The following is a 24,906-nucleotide window of genomic DNA, read 5'->3' as shown; positions in this document are numbered from 1 at the left end:
CACCCTCATTGGGCCGCCGCGCTCTGTGACAATGATCACGCCCTTCCTTTAAGCTACCGCGCGCAAAATGAGCGCACGCGCACGTCGCCCCTCCGGCGTCGGCATCAGCGCATAATTGTGCGGTTGGTCACGGAGCAGGTGCAGCTCGACCGCCACACCCACCGCTCTCGCCCGCTCCACAAGATCGACACTGTCGGGATACAGAAGGTCGCGCGTGCCCGAAAAGATCGTCATCGGCGCGAGCGCGCGGAACGCGCCGTTGAGCGGGCTGACGAAGGGATGACCGACATCGAGCTCGCCGGCATAGAGCCGTCCCGCCTCGACGATGCCCGGAATGTCCTGAATGGGATCGCGTGCCGCAAGCACCACCTGCTCCGGACGGCTGACCGTGGCATCGGCCGCCGGCGAGATCAACACCAGCCGGGCCGGCTGCCGGTGCCCGCGATCGCGCAGCCACTGGCAGGCCGCGAGCGCAAGACCCGCGCCGGCGGAATTGCCGACCACCGTGACCTTTGCGGCCCCCGCATCTTCCAGCAGCATGCGCAACAGCTCGGCCGTCGCCGGCACGATCTCCTTGGCGGTGGCGCGCGGCGCCAGCGGATAGATCGGCACGACGCAAACGACGCGCGCCTTCCGCGTCATCTCGCCAATGAAGCGCCAATGCGCCGGCACGATCTCGTTGATGAAGCCACCGCCATGCAGGAACATGACGTGATTGCAGCCCTCATGGCCCGACGACGGCGCGGTGTAATACACGGGCCAGCCGCCCATCTTGGTCAACGTCACCTCGACGCCGCGGCCCAGTCCCGTCGGCTCATACGAGGCCGGCTCTAATGCGAGCTTCTCAACATGCGCCTGCACGGCTTCGGCTGAGGCGAGCTGCTGCTTGAAAGGAAGCTGCCGCAGCAGCGCATTGAAGCAACGGCTCTGCAAGCTCGGCGCGGGATCGCCGCTGCGTAGCGCACCGAAGTCAGGGCAAAACTGCAGGGACGACAACATCTTTGCGACGCTCATGGCCACCTCTCCGCCTGGCTTGATCTCTCAGGGCGACAAAGACGCTTGCCGACCCGCTGCCACTTGCGGATATAATGCGAGCATTCGCTCGCTTTTCCTACTCGCATTCGGATTCGACACCATGGCGCGCAAACCGCCGACAAAACCCCGGAAAAATGCCTCGCAAGCGCGATCCCGCGCCACCGTCGACGCACTGGTCGAGGCAACCGCTCGCATTCTGGTCCGCGAAGGCTTCGAGAAGGCGAGCACGAACCGCATCGCCGAAATCGCCGGCGTCAGCGTCGGCTCGCTCTACCAGTATTTTCCGAGCAAGGAGGCCCTCGTCGCCGCCGTGATCGAGCGCCACAACGAGGAGATCATGGGCCTCGTCCGCGCCGCGCTGGCTGAAGTCGCCGACCTGCCGATCGAGAATGCCGTGCGCAAGCTCGTCACAGTCGCGATCGAAGCCCATCGCATCGACCCGAAACTGCACCGCGTCCTCGCCGAGCAGATCCCGCGCACCGGCCAGCTCAAAGACGTCGAAGCCTTCAACCGCGAGGTCCACACCCTCGTGCGCACCTATCTCGAAAGCCGCCGCAAGGAGATGCGCAAGATCGACCCGGCCCTGGCGACGTTCATCTGCGTCAGCGCGATCGAGGCCGTCGCGCACAACACCGTGCTGAACCAGGCCGAGATGCTGTCGGAGAAGATGGTGCGGACGCTGGTGGACGAGACGACAAGGATGGTGGTGGGGTATTTGCGACCAACCGCTTAGCAGTCAATATTGCCAGCGCTCATTGCTGGAGCGTCGACAAGTCCCAGAAGATTATTGATCTCGACCTTGCACGACTGGGCGTTCTGGCAGCTAACGCAAATTGCGAAGCTCGAGCAGTTTCGACATCGAAGAACTACACTATCGGAGTAGAAGCCAAGCAGTGCCTGCTGGACGCGGCGATGCGCCGCAGCGAGATAACTGCTTGCTGCGCTGCGCCTAAGTACTCTCGGAACCAGGCATATAACCATCGGTATGCATTCACCTTTGTCTGCACGAGAATGCGTGTGCAGGAACACAGGCCGATGAGTTTGCATTGTCCACCAGTTTTCATGCGTGAGGCCGATCATGCAAGTTCTTTGTAGAATGATCGCGATTGCAACAATCCCAGCTTGGATGGCGATCTACTCGACTCCTGCTGTCGCGCAAACCTTCGATGAGAGGTGGTTCATCATTCCAAAAGCTCACGCGGAGCCAGCCCCTGAAGGACTCGACCAGACAAAGAAGGACGAAACGCAAACGCAACCTTCGACCCCACAGCAAGCGCAACCTCTCACTCCGGAAGAGCCCTCGAAAGATCGTTTAGGAGCCCAATCTTCAAATCGAGTCTTTTCCGGCAAAGCCTCCTACTATTCTTATTTCAAAGGCAAGACAGCGAGCGGTTCATCGTTTGACCGTAATCGGCTAACAGCGGCGCACCGCCGCCTGCCTTTCGGCACCAAGTTGCGCGTCACTCACGGCAGCCGAAGCGTCATCGTCACAGTCAATGACCGCGGTCCGTTCGTCCGCAGTCGTGTCCTCGACCTTTCGCTGGCTGCTGCGCGCAGCTTGGGGATTACGGATCGTGGCGTGGCTCAGATTCGTGCCGAGGTGTTGTGAACACACAACCGGCGTCGAGCGAACTTGGGTGCAATTAAAAGAACTCCGACGCTCCTGCGCCATCATTCAGAAATTGCAGTCCAGTCCACTTATTTGGATCGAGGTAGAGTCCTCCGACATGATGTGGAAGGCGCGCTAGAATGCACTGTCACTGTAATTCTGGTTCTTGTGTCGTTGTGCCTCGGACCTTGGCACGCCCGGCCGACATAAGCCATCCAGCCATCCAGCCCTCGTGCGCCCATTCAGAAAGGAACGCAGCTCAGTCTCAGCGGTTTTGCTCGCATAGCCAGGACGAGATGCGGCAGATGCCCCGGGCTAAAGCTCACGCCTCTGCTATTCTACGCGAATATCACGAAGCCGAGACAGAATTGATCGGCAAGGCGGTGGTGCTCACGGACGGTACAGCAGGGACTGTCGAGGAACTGCACTTGGACGAAGCGCACGGCTTGCGTCTTTCCATTACTGGCCATCCCGGAAAGTGGCCCGTGGCAACGATTAAGCTGGCGCAGAAGTGACGGTGCCCACCTGCTTATGTGCGCTGATCGTCGTTCACGGCACGAGCAATTGGTGCTGCTGCGCTGTGGCAGGCGCTTCATCTGGCGCGGACGGCCGACGTGAGCGGAGGTAGCTGCGTTGTTCAACTCAAAAGGCGATCTTCTGCTCAGCCTCAAGGACGCGTTCGCGCAGTGCTTCCAATTCGGCAATCTGAGCAGCGAGCACTTCGAAGCGGTGCCGAAGAACAGCGGCAGCGGTATCCGCTCGACCGCCGCGATTGCCCGCCTCGGGTAAGTTGGCCCATTCGAAGGGAGTGGCCGATCGCATTGGCGTTGGGGAATTCTGGAAATGATGGAGACCAGTCATGGCCGGACCTTCCGAGCGGGCGCAAGGGAAATGGAGTAGGAAGGGCCGCGCCGCGCTTTTTGTATAGCGAGGCGACAATTAAATCACATCGCAAGTCAAAAAAATAAATTAGTTAATTAAAATTAATCACGAATTATAACACTCGCGCCGGGGCTCCCTTAGTGTTTTATCCCCGGTTCCCTCCAGTCTGCTCTCTGGCCGAGCTGTTTAAGCCGCTCCTCCAGGGCGCGCTTTGCTGCGATCAGCTTGACGGCTAGGACCTGACCCACGTCGGTGTGCAGCGCCCACAACTCATCAATGGACATCTCGTCAAAGTGATCTCGATCCATGCCACCCGGGTCCCTGCAGATTACCCCAAGATGCGTGGCTGAGGGAGATGCCCAGCGTTCTAGGCCAAGCTCAGGCACGGGCACTGTTACAATTAAGGCCCCAATATTAAATCACATTAAATAAAAAATATATAATAAATTTTCTGATCGCCATCCGCAATCGCCGTAAAAAAGGGGCAGCAGAGTAACGCCCCCAGCATGAGACAGCTCAAGAAACCGATCAATTGCTACGACTGCGGACACTCGGTCGCCGGGAACGCTGCTGCCTGCCCAAGTTGCGGGTCAAGGCAACCGTTTAGTCCTCCGATCCTGGGTCGCAAGCGATCGCCCATTCACAACGTTGAGGCGCGCAACGATCGCAATATGATCGTTATTGCTGGAGCACTTGGCGGGCTTGGTGCCGCTTACGGGATAGCGACAAGTTCAGGGCCATGGATGGCGTCGCTGTTCGCGATCGCATACGGCACTGTCGGCATTTTGGTTGGCGTGCCTTTCGCCGGCTTTGGCAGCAGCGACGACCTGAGACGTTAAGCGACTCTTAGAAAATCGGGCCGCATCATCGTGCTGTCGATGAACTCGCCGCCCGCGGTGGATACGAGCCGGCTGTCGGAGATACTTTCCCATCACGACACCGCTGGCATAGTGACACTATGCCCCTGTTTTGCCCGACGCGTCAAATCGATTCGGAAAAACGTTATCCTCCAATGACATCGCTACTGTGCATGGGGTTGTTTTCGGCATTTAATTTCCCGACCAGCGCAGCAGCCACCCACCACTGGTCGCCACGCATCCGTGACGGCCGGGAGCAAGCCCCCACGCCACCGGTCATACACCCGACAGATGAGTTTGGAAAAATGGTCGGAGCGAGAGGATTTGAACCTCCGACCCCTAGTCTCCCAGACTAGTGCGCTAACCGGGCTGCGCCACGCTCCGAATGTCGTTCCATTAGCTAGGATCGCCGCTTTGCGCAAGGCGAGGCCGCAGCATTTTGGTGTATCCGCCCAAAGTCTCCGGAACTGCCCGCAAAGCCGGCGGAAAGCGGCTCCTCACCCGTCCTTCAGCGCCTGATCCAGCATTTCCTTGGCTGCGACGAGGTCGGCGAGCGCCCGGCCGAGCCGTTCCCGGTCGAGCGCGCTGGGGCCCGCGGGTGCGGCAGCGGCGCCGCCCTTGCGGAAGGTGGTGAGGATGTCCTCGTCGTCGATCTCGGCGAAGCGGAAGTCGATGCCTTCCTCCTCGTTGCCCTGATAGTCGTCATCGTCGGTGTCGGTGACGCCCTTGATCGGCGCCTCGTCCTCGGGCTCCATCAGGCTCGCGCCGATGGCGTCCTCAATCGCGCCGAAGGAGACCGCGGCGGCGCTGTCGGCGAGGCCCTGCACCGATTTGACGCCGTGCTCCTTCAGGATCCGCTGCACCCCGCGGATGGTGTAGCCCTCCCCGTAGAGCAGGCGGCGGATGCCCTTGAGCAGGTCGACGTCGTCGGGCCGGTAATAGCGGCGGCCGCCGCTGCGCTTCATCGGCTTGATCTGGGAGAAACGCGTCTCCCAGAACCGCAGCACGTGCTGCGGAATGTCGAGCTCCTGCGCTACTTCGCTGATGGTTCGGAACGCATCCGGCGCCTTGTCCAAATGCCAATCCTTTCCGATAGGCGGTTACGCCTCGGGTTGAACCTTGCTGCCATCGCCGTTGGTGCGGTGCTGGGCGTTGATCCGCTGCTTCAGGATCGCCGACGGCTTGAACACCATCACCCGGCGCGGCGAGATCGGCACCTCGGTGCCGGTCTTCGGATTACGGCCGATACGCTGACCCTTCTTGCGCACCATGAACGAGCCGAACGAGGACAATTTCACCGTTTCGCCCTTCTCGAGGCAGTCGGTGATCTCCTTCAGCACGAGTTCCACGAAGGCGGACGACTCCGTGCGCGACAGTCCCACCTTCTGGTAGACGGCTTCGCACAGATCAACACGCGTTACGGTTTTGCTGGTCTCGGTCATCGCCCTGCCCCACATCACGGCGAACAATTGTTGTCTGAAATTAGGAGGTTACGATACGGCGGTCAACAGCGCTCATCAATGCAGAGGCATCGATAATCGCGCTGATTCCGGCAAAATTTTATCGACTGTTGCTACCAGCGCACGAGGGCAGAGCCCCAGGTGAAGCCGCCGCCCATGGCTTCCAGCAGGACCAGGTCGCCCTTCTTGATGCGGCCGTCCTTGCGCGCCACCGCGAGCGCCAGGGGAATCGAGGCCGCCGAGGTGTTGCCGTGCCGGTCCACCGTCAGCACCACCTTCTCTTGGGCGATATGCAGCTTGTGGGCGGAGGCGTCGATGATTCGCTTGTTGGCCTGGTGCGGCACGAACCAGTCGATGCTGTCGGCGTTGAGTCCGGTCGCCTGGAACGCATCGACGATCACGTCGGTGATCATGCCGACCGCGTGCTTGAAGACCTCGCGGCCCTCCATGCGCAGATGGCCGACGGTCTGGGTCGAGGACGGCCCGCCGTCGACGAACAGTTTTGCCTTGTGGCGGCCGTCGGAGCGCAAGTGAGTGGTCACGAGACCGCGGTCGGTCGCGGCATTGCCCGGCTGCTCCTGCGCCTCCAGCACGACCGCGCCGGCGCCGTCGCCAAACAGCACGCAGGTGCCGCGGTCGTTCCAGTCGAGGATGCGGGAGAAAGTCTCCGCGCCGATCACCAGCGCGCGCTTATAGGCGCCGGTGCGCAGGAAATTGTCGGCGGTGGCGAGCGCGAACACGAAGCCCGAGCACACCGCCTGAAGGTCGAATGCCGCGCCGTGGTTGATGCCGAGTCCGTGCTGCACGGCGACCGCGGTTGCTGGGAACGTATTGTCCGGCGTCGAGGTCGCCAGCACGATCAGCTCGATCGATTGCGCGTCCACGCCGGCATCGGTGAGCGCAGCCTGCGCTGCCCTCAGCGCCAGGTGCGAGGTGAACTCGCCCTCGGCCGCAATGTGCCGTTCACGGATGCCGGTGCGCTGTACGATCCACTCGTCGGAGGTGTCGATGCGCGCCGCCAATTGGGCGTTGGTCACCACCTGCTCCGGCAGATAAGAGCCGCAGCCGAGCACGACCGAACGGATTTTCGTCACGAAACAGCCTCCTGCGCGGCCTGCACGGAACTGAGTGCACCGCCCTCGCGGTTGAGCATCTGATTGATCTTGTTCAGGAGATCGTAGTGAGCCATCTCATAGCCAACATCGATCGCATAGGCAAAGCCTTCGGCGCTGGTTCCGCCGTGGCTCTTGACCACCACCCCGTTCAGCCCCAGCAGCACGCCGCCATTGGACTTGTTGGGGTCCATCTTGTCGCGCAGGGCCTGAAAAGCGCTGCGCGCAAAGAGATAGCCGAGCTTGGACAGCCAGCTCCGCTGCATCTCGTTGCGGAGTAATTCCGCCATCTGGCGCGCGGTTCCCTCGGCGGCCTTCAGCGCGATGTTGCCGCTAAAACCTTCGGTCACGATGACGTCGGCCAGCCCCTTGCCGATGCCGTCGCCCTCGACGAAGCCGATATAGTCGAGCTCGGGCAGGTTCCTCGCACGCAGGATCTCGCTGGCCTCGCGGATCTCCTCGTGGCCCTTGATCTCCTCGGCCCCGATGTTGAGCAGCCCGACCGTGGGCCGCGTCTTGTTGAACAGCACGCTGGCCTTGGCCGCACCCATGACCGCCATCGAGACCAGGTGGTGCGCGTCGCCGCCAAGGGTGGCGCCGAGGTCGAGCACGACGGACTCCCCGCGCCTGGTCGGCCATATCGCGGAGATGGCCGGACGGTCGATGCCCGGCAGCGTGCGCAGGTGGAAGCGGGCCATCGCCATCAGCGCGCCGGTATTGCCGGCGGAGATCGCGACATCCGCCTCCCCCTTCTTCACGGCATCGATCGCGAGCCACATCGAGGAGGTCTTGCGGCCGCGCCGCAGCGCCTGGCTCGGCTTGTCCGAGCCGCTGACGGCAACGTCGGTATGGATGACCTTCGAAGCGGCCTTGAGCGCGGGGTGCTTTTCGAGCTCGGGCTCGATCTTGGCGCGGTCGCCGACCAGCAGGAATTCGCTGTCGCCGTGCCTGCCCAGCGAGATGGCAGCGCCGGGAATGACCACGGCGGGGCCGACATCGCCTCCCATGGCGTCCAGCGCGATGCGAACCTTGCTTGGCATGAAAGTCCTGGAAACCTGGTCTCGTGCGGTCTTGAGCTAGCGGGGCCGCAAAATGGGTTCGCCACGGACATGGCGACTGGCCAAGCGCCACGCCGCACCCGAACCGGGGCGCGACAATAGCGTTTTGTTACCCCGAAACAACCTCTTGCCCCCAGCCTTTTGCATTCAGGACGATCCGCGAGCGGACGGATGAATCTGCAGGAAACGCTTTGAAATCAAACGGATATAGCCGTTCTTCAAACCATCGCGGCAAACGTCTCGTGTCCCGCCCCAAGCGGTCCCGCCGGAAATGCCGAGCTATTTGCCCTTTTTCCTGTCCTGAAATGCCTTCAGGGCTGCGAATGGATGGTCCTCCGGATCGGGGGCGGTGACCTCCGCCTCGAACACGGCCCCCTCCTTGCGCGGATAGGGATCGATCGCCAGGAACAGCGCGTCAGTGGCGAGACGGCCGAGGTCAATGATGCCATTGACGATCGCCTCCGGTGGGTCGGCGACGTCAGGCGGCTCCTGATCGTCCTGCCCCTCCTCGATCAGGTCGGCCAGCCGGCGCGCCTCGGCCTCGGGAGCGAACATCAGGTCCACCTCCTCCTCGATCTCGCTCTCGATCGGATCGAGCGTGACGACGCAGGTCTGGCCGATCCGGCCGCGGACCAGCCCGGTGACCTGGACCCGCCCGCCGCTTTTCGGAACGATATCGAAGCTGGCACGGGCGGACCGGATCTCCCGCAGGCCCGCGATCGCGGCCATCGCCTGCCGCTCGGCCGCCGAGGCCTCGAGTTCGCGATGCAGGCCGGTGTCGGGGACCTGCGCCACGATCACGGGCGCCCGCCAGGGATCGGGCTGGGATCCGGTCGTCGGTCGGCTCATGGCATGACATCCTCTGGCAGCGCCGGGGGAAACTTGAAGGACGCGCGCAAGAGCGCGGCCTCGTCGGTCCGGCCGAGATCGGCTTCCGTGGCCCGGGCATAGGCCGCGATCCTCTGCGCCTGATCCATGCCGGTCCCATTCAAGATATTCTTGCAGATCGCCGATGCCAGCGCCTCGCCGGCGCCCTCGATGGCTTGGTCATAGGCCTGGACGCGGCCATAGAAGGCCTCGCCAAAAGCCCGCATCCGCTTCGGTACGGTCTGGTCGCCCACCCCCATCTCGCGCAGATTGTCGTCCATGTCCTCGCAGAAGCGGTCGAACAGCGCCTGCGACAGCTCGGTGGCGCCCTGGACCGTGCGCAGGCGGCGCAGCAGCAGCCAGAGATGCAGCAGCAACAGGTCGAAACGCCCGTTAACCGTATCCGGTACGCCCAAGTCACGGTAAAATAAGGGTTCTCGCGCCTGCGTCACGATCATGCCATAGATGGCTTCAATGGTGCCCGGCGGGGTTAGCCGGGGTTTCCTGAAGTGATTGAACGGCCAAAGCATTGTGGTTTCCGCAAGCGGGCGCGCGCGTGTTGCATTCAGAGCCTCCGCCCGGTACTTCAGCGCCTCGCGCGACGCAAGGGGACGGAATCAGTTCCGCTATGACGATGACGAACCAGACCGGCCTGCGCGCCGACAAGCGCGGCCTTCATGCACGCTGGCGCGGCCTGCGCATGTTCGCGGCCGTGGCTCTGGTCGGCGCCGCCCTCGCCGGGTGCACCGGTGAGCAGTTCCAGAAGGGCTACATCCTGCCGCCCGGCGCGCTGGAGCAGATTCCGATCGGCGCGAGCCAGGACCAGGTGCTGATCGTGATGGGCACGCCCTCCACGGTCGCGACCCTCGATGGTGAAGTGTTCTACTACATCTCGCAGCGCTCCGAGCGCATGGTCGCCTTCATGAACCAGAAGGTGGTCGACCAGCGCGTCATCGCGATCTATTTCGACAAGAACCGCCGCGTGCGCCGGCTGGCGAATTACGGCCTCCAGGACGGCAAGATCTTCGACTTCATCAGCCGCACCACGGCGACGTCGGGCCAGGAGATGAGCTACCTCGCGCCGCTGTTCAAGCTGCTCAGCTTTAACTGAGCCGTCACCCTGCGGCGTCGTGCCGCCTCGTGCGGCTTGCCGTAGCGCGCCGGGTTCCATACGCTCCCTGCAAAATAACAAAATTAGAAGCAGGGAGTGGATTCGTGCCCAAGAAACTTCAGAACATTTCGTTGTCCCGCCGTCGCGTGCTCACCGGCGTTGCCGGTCTGTCGGCCGCAGCCATCCTGCCACGATCGAGCCTGGCCGACTGGAAGCCGACCGAGAACGTCCGCCTCATCGTGCCGGCGGCGGCCGGCGGCTCCACCGACGTCATGGGCCGGCTTCTGGCTGCCCACCTGCAAACCGCCTGGGGCCAAACGGCGGTCGTGGAAAACCGCTCCGGCGGCGGCGGCACGATCGGAACGGCCGAGGTGGTCCGGGCCAAGCCTGATGGTCACACCATCCTGGTCGGCAACCCCGGACCGAACGCGATCGCCTACAGCATCTTCAAGAACCTCACCTACAAGCCGGACCAGCTTCAGCCGGTCTCCAACATGATCCGGATCCCGAACATCGTCTCGGCGCATCCGAAGACCGGCATCAAGTCGATCGCCGAGTTGATCGCGTACCTCAAGGCCAATCCGGACAAGCTGAGCTACGCCTCCTCGGGCGTCGGCCAGAGCCCTCACCTCACCGGCGCCTGGTTCCTCCAGCTCACCGGCCTGAAGATGACCCACATCCCGTTCCGCGGCGCCGGCCCCGCGCTCCAGGCCGCGCTCGCCGGCGACATCCAGATCCTGTTCGACAATCTCTATCCGAGCCTGCCGCAGGTGCAGAACGGCACGCTCAACGGCCTCTGCGTCACCACGACCGAGCGCAGCGAGCTCGCACCGAACCTGCCGACCATGCGCGAGAGCGCGCCGGAATTGGCGAACTTCGACGTATCCTCGTGGTTCTCCGTGTTCCTGCCGAAGGGGGTCTCACCCGAGGTGCTCAACGCGCTCAATCTCCAGGTCAAGGCGATGCTGGAGCGCGACGACATCAAGAAGCAGATCGCCGCCATGGGCGCCCGCGCCGACTACGGCACACCGCAGCAATTCGCCGCCTTCGTGGACGCCGAGACGAAGAAGTTCGCCGGCATCATCCAGAAGGAAGGGTTGCAGATGGACGTGCAGTGATCGCCACCTACGTCATTGCGAGGAGCTCTTGCGACGAAGCAATCCAGACTGCCTCTGCGGAAAAATTCTGGATTGCTTCGCTGCGCTCGCAATGACGTGGTGAGAGGGCTCGGCCCGCCAAGCAAAAACCCCGCGGCTCGCGCCGCGGGGTTTTGTCTTGTGTCGCCGCCGCCGCTCAGTGCGCCAGGATTGCCAGCAGCAGCAAGGCCACGATGTTCGTGATCTTGATCATCGGGTTCACTGCGGGGCCGGCCGTGTCCTTGTAGGGATCGCCGACGGTGTCGCCGGTCACCGCGGACTTGTGGGCATCACTGCCCTTGCCGCCGAAATGGCCATCCTCGATGTACTTCTTGGCGTTGTCCCAGGCGCCGCCGCCCGAGGTCATGGAGATCGCGACGAACAGGCCGGTCACGATCACGCCGAGCAGCATCGCGCCGACCGCTGAGAACGCCGCCGACTTACCGGCCACGCCGCCGCCCGCGATCGCGTAGATCAGGAAGTAGACGACGATCGGCGACAGCACGGGCAAAAGCGAGGGGATGATCATCTCCTTGATCGCCGCGCGGGTGAGCAGGTCGACCGCCTTGCCGTAGTCAGGCTTGTCGGTGCCCTGCATGATGCCCGGCTTCTCGCGGAACTGACGGCGGACCTCCTCGACGATCGCGCCGGCTGCACGGCCGACGGCGGTCATGCCCAGCGCGCCGAACAGATACGGCAAGAGGCCGCCGAACAGCAGGCCCACCACCACATAGGGGTTGTTGAGCGAGAAGTCCGGATTGACGCCGGCGAAGTAGGCGTGTTTCGCGGAGTCCGCAACGAAGAACTTGAGGTCCTGGTTGTAGGCCGCGAACAGCACCAGGGCACCGAGACCGGCCGAGCCGATCGCGTAGCCCTTGGTCACCGCCTTGGTGGTGTTGCCGACCGCGTCGAGCGCGTCGGTCGACTTGCGCACCTCCTTGGGCAGTCCCGCCATTTCGGCAATGCCGCCGGCATTGTCGGTGACCGGGCCGAAGGCGTCGAGCGCGACGATCATGCCGGCCAGCGCCAGCATGGTGGCGGTCGCGATCGCGATGCCAAACAGCCCGGCGAGGCTGTAGGTGACGAGGATGCCGGCGATGATGACGATCGCGGGCAGCGCGGTCGCTTCCATCGAGACGGCGAGGCCCTGGATCACGTTGGTGCCGTGGCCGGTAACCGAGGCCTGCGCAATCGACTTCACCGGGCGATAGTCAGTGCCGGTGTAGTATTCGGTGATCCAGATGATCAGCGCCGTGACGACGAGACCGACCACGCCGCATTCGAACAGCGCCATGCCGGTGAAGTCGACGCCATCGAGCTTGCCGAAGCCGATCAGGTAGTAGATCACCAGCGCGATGCCGATCAACGACAGGATGCCGGTCGCGATCAGGCCCTTGTAGAGCGCGCCCATGATCGACTGGCTCGGCCCTAGCTTGACGAAGAAGGTGCCGACGATCGAGGTGATGATGCAGATGCCGCCGATCGCGAGCGGCAGCGTCATCATGTTGGCGAGGATCGGCGTCTTGGCGAAGAAGATCGCCGCGAGCACCATGGTGGCGACCGCGGTCACCGCATAGGTCTCGAACAGGTCGGCGGCCATGCCGGCGCAGTCACCGACATTGTCGCCAACGTTGTCGGCGATGGTGGCGGGGTTGCGCGGATCGTCCTCGGGAATACCGGCCTCGACCTTGCCGACGAGGTCGCCGCCGACGTCCGCACCCTTGGTGAAGATACCGCCGCCAAGACGGGCGAAGATCGAGATCAGCGAGGCGCCGAAGCCGAGCGCCACCATGGCGTCGACCACGGTGCGGCTGTCGGGCGCGAGCTTCAGCGAATGGACCAGGAAGCCGAAATAGAGGGTGACGCCGAGCAGCGCGAGACCGGCGACCAGAAGGCCGGTGATGGCGCCCGCCTTGAAAGCGAGCTCGAGGCCGCCGGCGAGCGAGGTCGTCGCGGCCTGGGCGGTACGCACATTGGCGCGGACCGAGACGTTCATGCCGATGAAGCCGGCCGCCCCCGATAGGACGGCGCCGATGGCAAAACCGATCGCGACATAGACCCCGAGGAAATAGGCAAGCAGCAAGAAGATGACGATGCCGACGAGACCGATCGTGGTGTACTGGCGCCGCAGATACGCCTGCGCGCCTTCGCGCACCGCTCCTGCGATCTCCTGCATGCGCGGCGTCCCCGCATCCGCGCCCAACACCGAAGACGTCGCCCAAATCGCGTAGACGACGGAAAGCACTCCGCAGAGCACTATCAACCATAATGCTGTCATGTGATTTTTTGCCTCAGATCCTTGATGTACCCCCGGCGCCTTTTGTTGTCCGTCGTGCGGTGCGGCGCCTTGATTTTGAACAAAGCCGCCCCTTGCCCGAAGGGGTGGCCCCAGTCGGTCGCGAGCTTGCCAAAATCAAATTAAGGGTGCAACGCCGGATAAGCCCGAAACGGCCGATCTCGGCAGGTATTTGGGCCAGTCCGGAGAACTAACCAGTCCGGAGAACTAAGATGCCGGTTTGGAGCAATTCCTAGAAGTGGCTGTACGACAGCCGCTTCAAGGTCAGTTCCTGGCCCTGCCCGTCCAGGAAGCGCGGTGGCGCCCCGCCCTCGATGATCGTGCCAATGGCGGTGACGGCAAGGCCTGCCGTCCATCCGGCTGCGATCAACGCATCGCTTTGTGCTGGCGGGACGGTGCACAGCACCTCGTAATCGTCGCCGCCCGCCAGCAGCGTCTCGACGCAAACAGCGTTGCGCGCGATCAGGCTTGCGGCCGCGGCCGAGAGCGGCACGTTCGCCACTTCGACCGTGGCAGAGACGCCCGATGCCGCACAGAGCTTTGTCAGGTCGCCGGCGAGCCCGTCGGAGACGTCCATCGCAGCGGTCGCGTGATCGCGCACGGCCTGCGCCAGCGCGTTGCGCGGCTGCGGCACGCGATAGCGCGAGACCAGAAAATCCCGTGCAGCGGGATCGGATGTCAGCGCGCCCGCCGCAGCGCCGCCCGTGAGCACGTCGAGGCCGAGCGCAGCATCGCCGATCGTGCCCGTCACCAGGATGCGGTCCCCCGGCCGTGCGCCGGTGCGGCCGACCATCCGTCCCTGCGGCACGCGGCCGAAGGCGGTGATCGAGACCATCTGCGGACCTGGGGTCGACACCGTATCGCCGCCGAGCAGCGGGCACGCGAAGCTCTTGGCGTCCTCGCCGAGCGCATCCGCAAACGGCTTGAGCCAGGCATCCTCCTTGCTGCGCAATGCCAGCGTCAGCACGAAGCCGGCCGGCACCGCTCCTTTGGCCGCGAGATCGGACAGGTTCACCCGCAGCGCCTTGCGCGCGATGGTGTTAGGCGGATCGATAGCAAGATAATGCACGCCCTCCACCACCGCGTCGGTGGTGACGACGATGTCCTCGCCCACCGATCTTAGGATAGCGGCATCATCGACCAGTCCGAACGCGCCGGCATCGGTCGCCAGCGGCTTGAAATAGCGCGCGATGAGGGAGTCTTCGCCGGAGGGATTGGTCGGAGTGGTCATCGATGTCAGCCCTACACTCCACTGTCATCGCCCGGCAAAAGCGCGAAGCGCGTCTTCAAAAAAGAGACCGGGCGATCCAGTATTCCAGAGACGGTCGTGAAAAATCGACGGGCCGCGGCGTACTGGATGCCCCGCCTTCGCGGGGCATGACAGCGGAGAATGGGGCAGCCGTCTCGCATCAATTCACCGCCCTCGGCGATCATCACCCCCGCCCGAACTCGTCACCGCGAAATTGGCGGCCAATCTGGTCGAGCACCGCGTTGACCATACCGGTTTCCTCGCGATCGACGAAGGCATTGGCGACGTCGACATATTCGGAGATCACCACGCGACCCGGCACATCCTTGCGGTGCTCCAATTCGTAGGCTCCGGCGCGCAGCACCGCGCGCAGGATCGCCTCGATGCGCTTCAAGGGCCAGCCCTTCGACAGCGCCTCGTCGATCAGCGGATCGAGCTTCTTCTGGTCGCGCACGACGCCGGAGACGACATCGCGGAAGAAGGCGGCCTCCGCCGGCAGGTATGTGTCGCCCTCGACCTCGTTGCCGAGCCAATGGCTCTCGAACTCGGCAAAAATGTCGTTGATGCCGGCACCGGCGATGTCCATCTGGTAGAGCGCCTGCACGGCGGCAAGCCGCGCCGCGCCGCGGCGGTTCGCCTTCTTCTCCGGAGCGCCCGCCGGTTTTTTGTTGTTGTCGGCCATGACTCAGGCCCGTGCCAAGCGGCGTTTGATGCGCAGCATCGCAAGCGCTGCACGTGCGGCATCGCCGCCCTTGTTAAGCTCGCTGGCGCGTGCCCGCGCCCAGGCCTGCGCCTCGGTGTTGACAGTGAGGATGCCGTTGCCAAGCGGCAGCTTTCGCGCCACCGCAAGGTCCATCAGCGCGCGCGAGGATTCCTGCGAGACGATCTCGAAATGGATGGTGTCGCCGCGGATCACGCAGCCGAGCGCAATCACCGCATCATAGGGCCTGCCGTTCGCCGCAGCCGCGTCGATCGCGATGGCAACTGCTGCCGGAATCTCCAGCGCGCCGGGAACCGTGATGACGTCGTGCGTGAGGCCGGCCGCCTTCAGCTCGGCGACTGCGCCGTCCAGGAGCGCGTCCTGGAGATCGTCATAGAACCGCGCCTCGACAATCAGCGCGCGGGCGCCGGAAATGTCGGTCTGGTCCTTCAGGGGTGCGCGCCGCGCGTCTGCCATCGTTCAATCCGTTCTACAGTGGTCGGCGCGTTATGTAGTCGCCGCAGGCGGGTAAGCCAAGTTTTAAACCGTCGTTCCGGCTGCGCCGGTCACTTCATTTCCGTCAGCCGCGCCGCGTAGCGGGCCATCAGATCGACCTCGATATTGACCTCGTGCCCCGCCTTCCAGCCGCCGATCGTCGTCACCGTCAGCGTGTGCGGGATGATCAGCACCGAGAAAGTCACGTCTTTCACCGTATTGACGGTCAGCGAGACGCCGTCGAGCGTGATCGAGCCCTTGGTGGCGATGAAGCGCGCCAGCTCGCGCGTCGTCGAGAGCTCGAACCGCGCCATGTCGGGCAGGTCCTCGCGGCTGAGAAGCGTTGCGATGCCATCGGCATGGCCGGCGACGATATGGCCGCCGAGTTCGTCACCAATCTTCAGCGCCCGCTCGAGATTGAGCTTTGTTCCGACCTTCCAGTGTTTTGCGGTCGTCAGCGCCAGCGTCTCGGCGGCGGCATCGACGTCGAACCAGGTCTTATTCCCCTCAATGCCGGAGGCGACCACGGTGAGGCAGACGCCGTTGCAGGCGATCGAGGCGCCATCGGCGATGGTGGCGCGATCATAACGACAGGCGATGCGCAGGCGGTGCAGCTGCCCCTGCGCCGTTGGCGTGAAGCTGACGATCTCGCCGATATCGGTGACAATGCCAGTGAACATTACGAGCGCTCGTAAACGGTGAGAGTATCCCTGCCGAATGTCTCGCTAGCATGAACCTTGTAGGCCTGCGACTGCGTGATTTTCGACAGGGGCAATGCATCGAGCGCATCGACGCCGCCGGCGCCCACCTCTTCCGCGCCGCGGAACAGCCAGATTTCGTCGACGAGGTCGGCCGCGACGAAGGACGCCGCAACGCGGCTGCCGCCCTCGACCATCAGCCGTGTGATGCCTTTCTCGGCCAGCGCATGCAACACGGCCGTAAGATTGAGCCCTGATGCACCGACCGCCGGCACGCGCAACATTTGCGCACCGGCCGCGCCGAGCCGCGTTGCGGCCGCGGCTTCGGCGAGCTCAGAGCTCACCACCCACAGCGGCGTCTCGCGCGCGGTGCGGACGAGCTTGCTTGCGCCGGGAATCCGTAGGCTCTGATCGAGCACGACCCGCACCGGCGAGCGCGCCGCCATGCCCGGCAGTCGGCAGGTGAGAAGCGGATCATCTGCCAACACCGTGCCGATGCCGACCAGGATGGCATCGCTCTGCGCGCGCAAGAGATGCACGCGATTGCGCACCGCCTCGCCGGTGATCGCAACCGGCTTGCCGCCGGCCGCGCCAATCTTGCCGTCGGGCGAGACCGCGAGCTTCAGGATCACGTGCGGACGCTTGTCCCGGATGCGACGGAAATGGCCGGCATGATCGAACGCGGCTTCCGCAGCGCATGGACCCACATCCACGACGATGCCGGCTGCCCGCAAACGCGCATGGCCCTGGCCGGCAACTTCCGGATTGGGATCCTCGATCGCGGCGACCACCCGCTTGATGCCGGCGGCGATCACCGCATCGGCGCAAGGCGGCGACTTGCCGAAATGCGAGCATGGCTCCAGCGTGACGTAGAGCGTGGCGCCGCGCGCCGCCTCGCCGGCCCGCAGCAAGGCCTCGGGCTCGCCATGCGGCCGCCCTCCGGGCTGTGTCCAGCCGCGGCCGACGATGACCCCATCCTTGACGATGACCGCACCGACGGCCGGATTCGGCCAGGTGCGACCCTGCCCGCGGCGCCCAAGCGAAAGCGCCAGCTGCATGAAGCGGAGATCGGCATCCTTGGCCTCACGGGCCTTCTGCGCGAATTGATCTTCCAATATGCTTTCGATCATTCGGAAGACCACTTCATCGGTCCCAATTTTGCATCTTATAATTGTGTTTCTGCTCAGGACGCTTCGGATGTTGGTTGGTCGTTGCCACCAATATCTTCGTCCGCGCCGATCTCCTTGAGCCTCTCAATGCAGGCCTTCGATTGCTCCGGGTCGTCCGATCTGGGCCTTCGCTCTGCCATATCGTTAGCCTTCTAAGTTAGCGGCAATCATATCGGCAATCGGCCTTGCCTTGTCTACGTTTCCGGCAAGCCATAGTCCTATAAACGCAGACGAAACGATATTGGCAGGGATTAAGCCAGCAGAGCGCCCCACTTGGTGAAAGAGCAAATGGGGATCGCGGTTCGATATTGAAATGCCTTCAACGATCTTTTTGACCCATGCATCCTTTTCAGGAGACAAATGAAGCGCGACGGCAAGCTGCATTGCCAACGGAGCGATCTCGCCCCGCACATAGTTGAAGACCTCAGCTTCAGGAACATCGCCCGGAAGCTTAATAATGGCGCTGGGAATATCTTCCTGAATTTTGCTATTCCCATCCACAATGCAAACGGACTTTAACTTATCGGCGACTGCTGGATTCTTCCTGTGCGATATGGATTGCATGGGCTGTGCCGTCGCCGCTCACCGCATAAACGCCGATCTCATCCATCCGGTCGGGCAGGAAATGCCGAATGATGCTTTCGACCCAATCCTTAGCAAAGGCATCCTCGACGAAGATTGCCATGCGCTGATCGATGCGACCGGTGATTGCCCGTAGTGCAGCAATCGAGACACGGCCTTGTCTGGCCTTTCCATCGATTGCCGACCATATTGCTTCAGACGGCAACGGTTCCAGCGCATCTTCTGAATGTGTCGTGAAAATGGATTGAATAGCCTTCCGTTTGGCGACATCCATCAGATATTCCACCATCGCCTTCGTGGCGACCGGATGCAGGCCGTTTTCGATCTCTTCGATCAAGACCAGGGCGTTGGTTGGCGCGGCCTCGATCTCACTAACCATGCGGATGACAGAGGACTCACCCGCACCGAAATGAAATTCCGAGTAGGAAATCTGCCCGTCTCCGCCACTATAAAATGCTTGCGATCCAGAGATATCGGCGCGCTGAAACTTGGAAACGTCCTTCCCCAGGATGCGAGCGACTTGCTCCGCAACTGCCTTTTCCATGACGGATCGGGACCCGGCGAACTTGTAGTTGATCGTGGCGAATTTTTTGAACTCCCGCCGTTCGCCAGCAGGAACAGTTCGGTTAATCCCGAAGTACAGAACGTGACGGTCGACTAAGTCATCCCGTGCCCATTTGGCGTTTCGGAATCGCGCAGTCCTTTGAATGCTCTGAGTTGGATTTTTCGACTTGTCGACCAACTCGTAGGCCATGCTCCAATCCCGCATGGACTCGTCGCCGAGAGAACTCTTCGGGAAGAAAAGCGCGAGCCTAATCGATTTGTACGCAATGGCGGCAGCGCCGAGGATCGTCGACTTCCCGCCGCCGTTGGTTCCAATCAACGCGGTAACGGGGAACTCGAAATCAACCGTTTCACCAGAAAAGGCGCGGGCGCGCGCAAGCCGAATCCGGCGCAGATAAGCGCCATAATCGGAACCTTTGACCTTCACAGCGAGGTCGCGAATTACACTGTCCCTGATCTCCGAGCGAAACTCCGTCATCCGGCCTCCCTATCCCGGCGGCGCGCGCGCGGGCCGCCGGGATAGGGAGGCAACCGGTTTCGAGAGTCAAGGCTTCCCGCAACTTCTCCGAGCTCTTTTTGGGGGAGGTGTCGATCATCTGGACAGCGGCATCATGGGCAGTCGCAAGGGCTTCTATGATGCGGCCCCAAACACCGGCCCGCCGCCACCTAACGAAGCGGTTGTAGCAAGCGGTGTATGGGCCAAACGCCGTCGGCAGATCACGCCAGGGTGCTCCTGATCGGAGGACCCAGAAGATGGCATTCAGGACCCGTCTGTCGTTCACCCGAGGAACGCCACGCGGCTTGTTCGGCAGCATCGGCTTGATGGCGGTCCATTCATGGTCGGCGAGTTCGTAGTGCATGATTCGAGCCCCCAGTTCGGGAGTTTGAATCACGGCAGTCCGGCCAAACGCAACGCTCCTGGCCCGCTCTTAGTACGGCGCTTACGGACAGGAGCGGACATCAACCAGTCCTCAATCTCTGCCAAATGCGTCGAAAATGACCCGTTCCGGACATGACATGACGCGCGTGAGCCGCGAACAGAATAGCTATAACCCCCCAAAGGTACTCACCAGCGAGTAGCGCTTGTAGAAGTAGACGTATTCATCGCGTTCGAAGGCATAGGCGAAGTCACCCGTCACCCGATTCAGGTCTTCGTTGATTTGCTGACCATTGATGCGATTTGCATTGGGATTGCCGGGATTGCTGATTTCGGATGGAACGCCGTCGATGTTCCAGACGAGGTCACAAGAGGCGAAGCCCTTAAGCTCGGGACGCACGCTCGCGTCGGCGTAGCTCTTTCTCGCCTTTGCCTTGATTTCTGCTGATAGCTGCCCGGCAGCATCCAGACGACTCATCGAAAGGTCGGAGCTTGCCGGATACACGTCGCCAACAACATGCCCCGAGAAGAAGATCAATGCGCCCGGCTTGTGGCGCGGAAGCCCCGGGAAAAAACCGGCTTCCGTGGGAGAATAGTCGCGAAGGGGATTACCGTCGAAGAGCATCTTTTGTCCCCGGTAATCCCCTGAAGAACGGAATGCACGTTGCGCATCGTCATTTGGATACCAATAGTCGGGCCTGCTCGCGGGCCAATATTGACGAACAGCTTCGCTCACTGGTTCTGGAAGTTTCACGCGCGAAAAGCCGGTGCAAATCGACCCCATGGCTCGATACCCGGGTTTCCAGCGCGGCTTATCCCAACGATTCTTATCGTTGATTCCCAGGAGTTCGTAAGTGACGAAATTCTTCGGCGCCTCGGTACGACGCCATGCCTCCCATTCCTCGCGCGTCGCCTTGCTAATGGTCGCTCCAAAGAACTGGAGCTCGGATATCGGGCTCGCGTAGGCATCTTCAGACGCGTAGGCGAGGCCGAACCAGGGCTGATCTGCATTCTCGTAGGTCACGACGAGCGGAAGCAACGCTGCGGGCACTTTGCCGTTATCAGTCGTCTCCCCCCGACACGCCTCGGGCGGACGTACCACGATCCCGCGCCCATCCTTCATCTTGAGGCCATACGCCATCGGCGCGATGCCGACCTCTACCGTTCGGTCGTTATCCCTGTAGGTCGTGATGCGAACACGGCAGCCGACCACGATGTCGAAGTCGAGCGGCTTTCCTTTGTAGGCGTAGCTGGCCTTGAACCGGAAATAGTACCCGCGATCCTCGCCGGGTGTGGTGACCTTGACCGACTTCGTAAAGGCCAGCCCGCCAAGCGCCCGCAACTCTGCGAAAACCACCACGGCTCCCGTGCCTAGCAAAAGGAGGACTATGGCTCCGATTAAGGTGACAACCTTTTCCATCCCACCACCAATGTTGCGTCTGGGCCGCACGTGGAGAGCTTCCCGTTACCAAACAGAGGTTGCGCGAGTGATCAACATCTACTGAGATCTACATAATTCGAGTTCACCAATTATTAGCTGATTTGAAGCGAGCCCCGATCACGCTACAAAGCCGACTTCTTCACCTCATGTCTGGAATTGGCCCATCGCGACATATTGCGCTGCCGCCCGAAGTCGGTCGCCATAGGGGCAAAGCAGACATTGCGTGAGTCGCATCACGCCGCCGGGTTTATGGATACACGGCCTAGTGGGCACCTTAAGCCGCTTCGCCGTCAGCCAGTCTCAGCCTCCAATTGACGCATAATCTTGCTGGGGGTTGTCTCTAGCGCTTTCGACAGCCTCAAAAGCATAACGATGGTCGGAGATTTCAGACCGCGTTCTATCTGGCTCACGTAGGTCCGATGGATACCTGCGCGGTCCGCAAGCTCCTCTTGGGACAGTCCGGCTGAGTGCCTTAGACCAGAGATAATTTTTCCTAAGGTGATGTTAGGGCTGCCCACCCCGCCATCATCTGAACTTGAAGACTAAAGTGCTACAGACTATAGTATTCAAGATGGCGCGTCGTGTCCAACAGAAGAACAAGAAGCACGGCGGTCAGAAGAAGGCCATTTTCAGCCAGCCGCGTCGGTTGGCGACGGTCAAGGAGGCATGTGCCTACGCCAAGATGGGCCACACCACGCTCTATGAGAAGATCAACGCCAAGGCGATCATCGCTTACAAGCGCGGGCGAAAAACGCTGATCGACCTCGACAGCATCGACGTCATGAACGACCGCGAGCTGAAGCCGTGGAAGTCCGGCAAGTGATCGGCCCGGACGAGCGCCAACGAAAAAGCCGCCCCTCAGGGCGGCTTGTTTTTGTCCGAAACTCTCCGCTTTTATCCGGCTCCTTTGGGGGCCACCGTGGGGGCCACTCATTTTGGACCCCTCAAAAAACTAAATTAAAACAAGAGGTTACAGCAACAATGATTATCCAATATGCGGAAGATCATTTGCGGATCGCGGCGAGCCGCGCTTCCTCCTCACCGGAGAGCTCGCCGAGCACGTCGGCGAAATCCTTGGCCTCGCGGAAATTGCGGTAGACGGAGGCGAAGCGCACATAGGCGACGTCGTCGAGCGTGCGCAGATGCTCCATCACGGTCTCGCCGATCACCTCGGACGAAATCTCGGCCTCGCCGCCGGTCTCGAGCTCGCGCACGATGGTGGAGACCATCTTCTCCACCCGCTCCGGCTCAACCTGCCGCTTGCGAAGCGAGATCTGCACCGAGCGCATCAGCTTGTCGCGGTCGAACGGCACGCGGCGGCCGTTGCGCTTGATCACCGTGAGCTCGCGCAGCTGCACGCGCTCAAAGGTGGTGAAGCGGAAATTGCAGGCAACGCATACGCGCCGCCTGCGGATGACAGAAGAGTCCTCGGTCGGACGCGAGTCCTTTACCTGCGTATCGAGACTGTTGCAGTTCGGGCAGCGCATCCGTTTACCCAAGCCTTACTGGTAGATCGGGAACCGGTCGGTGAGCGCCTTGACCCATTCCTTGATCGCAGCTTCCACGAGCGGCGCCTTGCCGTCGTCGGACTGCGCGATCGCGTTGAGGACCTCGGCAATCATGCCGCCGACCTGCTGGAATTCGGCAACACCGAAGCCGCGGGTGGTCGCGGCCGGAGTGCCGAGACGGAGACCCGAGGTGACGAAGGGCTTTTCGGGGTCGAACGGAATGCCGTTCTTGTTGCAGGTGATGGCGGCGCGCACCAGCGCCTTCTCCGAGACGTTGCCCTTCAGGCCCTTCGGCCTGAGGTCGACGAGCATCAGATGGTTATCGGTACCGCCAGAGACAATATCGAACCCGTGGCTCTTCATCGCCTCGGCCAATGCCTTGGCGTTCTCGACGACGTTCTTGGCATAGACCTTGAAGTCCGGACGCAGCGCCTCGCCGAAGGCAACCGCCTTCGCCGCGATCACGTGCATCAGGGGGCCGCCCTGGAGGCCCGGGAAAATCGCCCCGTTGAGCTTCTTGGTCAGCGTCTCGTCATTCCACAGCATCAGGCCGCCGCGCGGACCGCGCAGCGACTTGTGCGTCGTGGTGGTGGTGACGTGGGCATACGGCACCGGCGAAGCATGCACGCCGCCGGCGACGAGGCCGGCGAAGTGCGCCATGTCGACCAAGAGATAGGCGCCGACGCTGTCCGCGATCTCGCGGAAACGCTTGAAGTCCCAGGCGCGCGAATAGGCCGAGCCGCCCGCGACGATCAGCTTCGGCTTGACCTCTTCGGCCTGCTTGGCGACCGCGTCCATGTCGATGATCTGGTCCTCGCGGCGCACGGTGTAGTGCGCGGCCTTGAACCACTTGCCGCTCATGTTGACGGGCGAGCCGTGGGTGAGATGGCCGCCGGCCGCAAGATCAAGACCCATGAAGGTGTCGCCGGGCTGGAGCAGCGCCAGAAACACCGCCTGATTCATCTGGCTGCCCGAGTTCGGCTGTACGTTGGCGAAGTTGGCGCCGAACAGCTTCTTGGCGCGATCGATCGCAAGGTTCTCGGCGACGTCGACCCACTCGCAACCGCCGTAGTAACGCGCGCCCGGATAACCTTCCGCATATTTGTTGGTCATCACCGAACCCTGCGCTTCCAGCACGGCCCGGCTGACAATGTTCTCGGAGGCGATCAGCTCGACCTCATGGCGTTGCCGGCCGAGTTCGCCCCTGATGGCGGCGGCAATGTCCGGGTCGGCCTGCTCGAGCGAGGCGGTGAAAAACGAATCGGGCGCGGAGGCGGTTTTGGCTGAGGTCATCTTGCGAATATCTCCACCGCCGCAGCCTTTTGGCGGGCTACGGGCGGGTCTGGTGTGGCGGTCGGAAGCACGCGCGATCTACCACATCGCCCGCCCCCGGCCAAGCATTTGCGGGTCGGGCCTGAGATTTATGCAAGATATGGTGGGAATTTGAGGTTTTCGGCGCTGAAGCGGTTTCATAGAACCGCTCCTCTGCGACTGTCCGGACTAGGACCGCTTTGGGCCCCAGCTCGCGCCAACGGCCGCCGGCCCGAGCCGGTGGCGTTTCACAGCCCGGTATAGCCCGCCTTCACCGGGTCCACGCTGCCGTCGAGCTGCCGGAGATAGGTCAGGCCGCAGACCGTCAACCGGTGGGTGTCCTTCTCGCCGGCCTCCATCAACGTATTGAGATAGTTGGTGACCTTGGCCCGTGCCTCCTCGCTCGCCGCTGCGGTGCGGTTGGCGAGCAGGTCATAGGTCTGCATGATGCGGTCGATGGCGGCTTCCATGGCACCCTCTGGTTCTCTTGAATCTTGGGAGTTTTGATCAGGCAACCGCGCGGGCCTCGGACTGCGTCTCGAACCGGGCGATCGCCTTGTTGGCGAGCCTGATCTTGTTGAATTCGCCCTGCTGGAGCAGCTTGACGATGATCCTGAGCAGGCGCTCGTCGGTGACGAGGGAATCGGGAATCGCGCCGGAGCGGCGAAGGTAGTTCGCGGCAATGGCGTAGGCCTCGCTCACGAGTTCCACGTTCATCGCCTGAGGCCCGCGCTCGACCAGCATCGACATTCTCCGATCCGACGGAGATAAGCGCCGAGCCCGGAACTGGTTCCTCACCTGCGAGGTTTTTTTCGCAGGTGCGAAAAAATACAAAACGCCCCGGTCCGGACGAAATCCGGGCCGGCGCGCTTGGGGAAGTCTAAGGCAC

At 62.4% G+C, this 24,906-nt stretch carries 30 protein-coding genes, 1 tRNA gene and 1 pseudogene; 8 read left to right on the top strand and 24 right to left on the bottom strand.

Going from position 1 to position 24,906, the window contains the following annotated elements; all coding sequences use genetic code 11:
- Positions 1-48: 48 nt before the first annotated feature.
- Positions 49-1,014 (bottom strand): alpha/beta hydrolase fold domain-containing protein, encoded by a 966-nt coding sequence (locus AAE027_RS14370; protein WP_370985936.1) that lies wholly within the window; start codon positions 1,012-1,014, stop codon positions 49-51.
- A 121-nt stretch (positions 1,015-1,135) separates the two neighbouring features.
- Between AAE027_RS14370 and AAE027_RS14365 the strand changes: the two genes are divergently transcribed.
- From AAE027_RS14365 to AAE027_RS14350, 4 genes are all read left to right on the top strand, one after another.
- The gene (locus AAE027_RS14365; RefSeq protein WP_370985935.1) at positions 1,136-1,768 is read left to right on the top strand and encodes a TetR/AcrR family transcriptional regulator; all 633 of its coding nucleotides are present in this window, start codon (positions 1,136-1,138) and stop codon (positions 1,766-1,768) included.
- A gap of 363 nt (positions 1,769-2,131) precedes the next feature.
- On the top strand, positions 2,132-2,644 hold the full coding sequence (locus tag AAE027_RS14360; RefSeq protein WP_370985934.1) for a septal ring lytic transglycosylase RlpA family protein: 513 nt from the start codon (positions 2,132-2,134) through the stop codon (positions 2,642-2,644).
- Positions 2,645-2,949: 305 nt separating this feature from the next.
- On the top strand, positions 2,950-3,159 hold the full coding sequence (locus tag AAE027_RS14355; protein ID WP_370985933.1) for a PRC-barrel domain-containing protein: 210 nt from the start codon (positions 2,950-2,952) through the stop codon (positions 3,157-3,159).
- Positions 3,160-3,277: 118 nt separating this feature from the next.
- Complete coding sequence (locus AAE027_RS14350) at positions 3,278-3,433, top strand: hypothetical protein (RefSeq protein ID WP_370985932.1); 156 nt, start codon at positions 3,278-3,280, stop codon at positions 3,431-3,433.
- A 230-nt stretch (positions 3,434-3,663) separates the two neighbouring features.
- Here AAE027_RS14350 and AAE027_RS14345 read toward each other — a convergent pair whose 3' ends face one another.
- Complete coding sequence (locus AAE027_RS14345) at positions 3,664-3,834, bottom strand: hypothetical protein (protein ID WP_370985931.1); 171 nt, start codon at positions 3,832-3,834, stop codon at positions 3,664-3,666.
- Positions 3,835-4,197: 363 nt separating this feature from the next.
- Between AAE027_RS14345 and AAE027_RS14340 the strand changes: the two genes are divergently transcribed.
- Entirely contained in the window at positions 4,198-4,365 is a 168-nt protein-coding gene (locus AAE027_RS14340; RefSeq protein WP_370985930.1) for a hypothetical protein, read from the top strand.
- A 324-nt stretch (positions 4,366-4,689) separates the two neighbouring features.
- Here AAE027_RS14340 and AAE027_RS14335 read toward each other — a convergent pair.
- From AAE027_RS14335 to AAE027_RS14305, 7 genes are all read right to left on the bottom strand, one after another.
- A tRNA-Pro gene (locus tag AAE027_RS14335) sits at positions 4,690-4,767 on the bottom strand.
- A gap of 113 nt (positions 4,768-4,880) precedes the next feature.
- Positions 4,881-5,459, bottom strand: a complete 579-nt coding sequence (locus AAE027_RS14330) for a MerR family transcriptional regulator (RefSeq protein ID WP_128933373.1) — start codon at positions 5,457-5,459, stop codon at positions 4,881-4,883.
- Positions 5,460-5,483: 24 nt separating this feature from the next.
- A complete protein-coding gene (locus tag AAE027_RS14325) occupies positions 5,484-5,825 on the bottom strand; it encodes an integration host factor subunit alpha (protein WP_176945860.1) in 342 nt (113 codons plus the stop codon).
- 131 nt (positions 5,826-5,956) lie between these two features.
- The gene (locus tag AAE027_RS14320) at positions 5,957-6,937 is read right to left on the bottom strand and encodes a beta-ketoacyl-ACP synthase III (protein WP_370985929.1); all 981 of its coding nucleotides are present in this window, start codon (positions 6,935-6,937) and stop codon (positions 5,957-5,959) included.
- Positions 6,934-7,995, bottom strand: a complete 1,062-nt coding sequence (plsX, locus tag AAE027_RS14315; RefSeq protein WP_370985928.1) for a phosphate acyltransferase PlsX — start codon at positions 7,993-7,995, stop codon at positions 6,934-6,936. The genes AAE027_RS14320 and plsX overlap by 4 nt, the downstream gene beginning before the upstream one ends.
- A 297-nt stretch (positions 7,996-8,292) precedes the next feature.
- Positions 8,293-8,862: a YceD family protein gene (locus tag AAE027_RS14310; protein ID WP_370985927.1), complete on the bottom strand. Its 570-nt coding sequence runs from the start codon at positions 8,860-8,862 to the stop codon at positions 8,293-8,295.
- The gene (locus tag AAE027_RS14305; RefSeq protein ID WP_370985926.1) at positions 8,859-9,410 is read right to left on the bottom strand and encodes a ubiquinol-cytochrome C chaperone family protein; all 552 of its coding nucleotides are present in this window, start codon (positions 9,408-9,410) and stop codon (positions 8,859-8,861) included. Before AAE027_RS14305 ends, AAE027_RS14310 begins: the two co-directional genes overlap by 4 nt.
- A 98-nt stretch (positions 9,411-9,508) precedes the next feature.
- Here AAE027_RS14305 and AAE027_RS14300 point away from each other — a divergent pair, with 98 nt between their 5' ends.
- Positions 9,509-9,991 carry an outer membrane protein assembly factor BamE gene (locus tag AAE027_RS14300; RefSeq protein ID WP_164935048.1) on the top strand — a complete coding sequence of 161 codons (483 nt, stop codon included), beginning with the start codon at positions 9,509-9,511 and terminating at the stop codon, positions 9,989-9,991.
- Between the two features lie 104 nt (positions 9,992-10,095).
- The gene (locus tag AAE027_RS14295) at positions 10,096-11,109 is read left to right on the top strand and encodes a Bug family tripartite tricarboxylate transporter substrate binding protein (protein WP_370985925.1); all 1,014 of its coding nucleotides are present in this window, start codon (positions 10,096-10,098) and stop codon (positions 11,107-11,109) included.
- A 175-nt stretch (positions 11,110-11,284) separates the two neighbouring features.
- Here AAE027_RS14295 and AAE027_RS14290 read toward each other — a convergent pair whose 3' ends face one another.
- From AAE027_RS14290 to AAE027_RS14240, 11 genes and pseudogenes are all read right to left on the bottom strand, one after another.
- Positions 11,285-13,405, bottom strand: coding sequence for a sodium-translocating pyrophosphatase (locus AAE027_RS14290; protein WP_370985923.1), 2,121 nt, complete (start codon positions 13,403-13,405; stop codon positions 11,285-11,287).
- 250 nt (positions 13,406-13,655) lie between these two features.
- Positions 13,656-14,654 (bottom strand): thiamine-phosphate kinase, encoded by a 999-nt coding sequence (thiL, locus tag AAE027_RS14285; protein WP_370985922.1) that lies wholly within the window; start codon positions 14,652-14,654, stop codon positions 13,656-13,658.
- A 202-nt stretch (positions 14,655-14,856) separates the two neighbouring features.
- The gene (gene nusB / locus AAE027_RS14280; RefSeq protein ID WP_091893270.1) at positions 14,857-15,354 is read right to left on the bottom strand and encodes a transcription antitermination factor NusB; all 498 of its coding nucleotides are present in this window, start codon (positions 15,352-15,354) and stop codon (positions 14,857-14,859) included.
- A 3-nt stretch (positions 15,355-15,357) separates the two neighbouring features.
- On the bottom strand, positions 15,358-15,849 hold the full coding sequence (ribH, locus tag AAE027_RS14275) for a 6,7-dimethyl-8-ribityllumazine synthase (protein WP_091893268.1): 492 nt from the start codon (positions 15,847-15,849) through the stop codon (positions 15,358-15,360).
- Positions 15,850-15,938: 89 nt separating this feature from the next.
- Positions 15,939-16,547 carry a riboflavin synthase gene (locus AAE027_RS14270; protein ID WP_370985921.1) on the bottom strand — a complete coding sequence of 203 codons (609 nt, stop codon included), beginning with the start codon at positions 16,545-16,547 and terminating at the stop codon, positions 15,939-15,941.
- A complete protein-coding gene (gene ribD / locus AAE027_RS14265; protein ID WP_370985919.1) occupies positions 16,547-17,695 on the bottom strand; it encodes a bifunctional diaminohydroxyphosphoribosylaminopyrimidine deaminase/5-amino-6-(5-phosphoribosylamino)uracil reductase RibD in 1,149 nt (382 codons plus the stop codon). The genes AAE027_RS14270 and ribD overlap by 1 nt, the downstream gene beginning before the upstream one ends.
- Positions 17,696-17,878: 183 nt before the next feature.
- Positions 17,879-18,298: a hypothetical protein gene (locus tag AAE027_RS14260; RefSeq protein ID WP_370985918.1), complete on the bottom strand. Its 420-nt coding sequence runs from the start codon at positions 18,296-18,298 to the stop codon at positions 17,879-17,881.
- Entirely contained in the window at positions 18,255-19,358 is a 1,104-nt protein-coding gene (locus AAE027_RS14255; RefSeq protein WP_370985917.1) for an AAA family ATPase, read from the bottom strand. Before AAE027_RS14255 ends, AAE027_RS14260 begins: the two co-directional genes overlap by 44 nt.
- Positions 19,359-19,461: 103 nt before the next feature.
- Positions 19,462-19,740: pseudogene (locus AAE027_RS14250) on the bottom strand (transposase); the annotation flags it as partial.
- Positions 19,741-19,926: 186 nt separating this feature from the next.
- Complete coding sequence (locus tag AAE027_RS14245; protein ID WP_370985915.1) at positions 19,927-21,177, bottom strand: hypothetical protein; 1,251 nt, start codon at positions 21,175-21,177, stop codon at positions 19,927-19,929.
- Positions 21,178-21,488: 311 nt separating this feature from the next.
- Positions 21,489-21,716 (bottom strand): helix-turn-helix domain-containing protein, encoded by a 228-nt coding sequence (locus AAE027_RS14240; protein ID WP_370985914.1) that lies wholly within the window; start codon positions 21,714-21,716, stop codon positions 21,489-21,491.
- A 53-nt stretch (positions 21,717-21,769) separates the two neighbouring features.
- On the opposite strand from AAE027_RS14240, the gene AAE027_RS14235 reads away from it, so the two are divergent.
- Positions 21,770-22,021, top strand: a complete 252-nt coding sequence (locus tag AAE027_RS14235; RefSeq protein WP_370985913.1) for a helix-turn-helix domain-containing protein — start codon at positions 21,770-21,772, stop codon at positions 22,019-22,021.
- A gap of 181 nt (positions 22,022-22,202) precedes the next feature.
- Here the strand turns inward: AAE027_RS14235 and nrdR are convergent, their stop codons facing one another.
- The 4 genes from nrdR to AAE027_RS14215 form a co-directional block, all read right to left on the bottom strand.
- The gene (gene nrdR, locus AAE027_RS14230; RefSeq protein ID WP_011087793.1) at positions 22,203-22,685 is read right to left on the bottom strand and encodes a transcriptional regulator NrdR; all 483 of its coding nucleotides are present in this window, start codon (positions 22,683-22,685) and stop codon (positions 22,203-22,205) included.
- Positions 22,686-22,700: 15 nt separating this feature from the next.
- Positions 22,701-23,999: a serine hydroxymethyltransferase gene (gene glyA / locus AAE027_RS14225; RefSeq protein ID WP_370985911.1), complete on the bottom strand. Its 1,299-nt coding sequence runs from the start codon at positions 23,997-23,999 to the stop codon at positions 22,701-22,703.
- A gap of 266 nt (positions 24,000-24,265) precedes the next feature.
- Positions 24,266-24,487 (bottom strand): hypothetical protein, encoded by a 222-nt coding sequence (locus AAE027_RS14220; RefSeq protein ID WP_091893260.1) that lies wholly within the window; start codon positions 24,485-24,487, stop codon positions 24,266-24,268.
- Positions 24,488-24,524: 37 nt separating this feature from the next.
- Complete coding sequence (locus AAE027_RS14215; RefSeq protein WP_091893370.1) at positions 24,525-24,761, bottom strand: hypothetical protein; 237 nt, start codon at positions 24,759-24,761, stop codon at positions 24,525-24,527.
- Positions 24,762-24,906: the final 145 nt, after the last annotated feature.

The organism is Bradyrhizobium sp. DN3 (assembly GCF_041357655.1).
In the GTDB taxonomy this organism is placed as follows: Bacteria; Pseudomonadota; Alphaproteobacteria; order Rhizobiales; family Xanthobacteraceae; genus Bradyrhizobium.
Note: the sequence above shows the minus strand (reverse complement) of the source record. Positions and strands in the feature narration are given on the sequence as shown.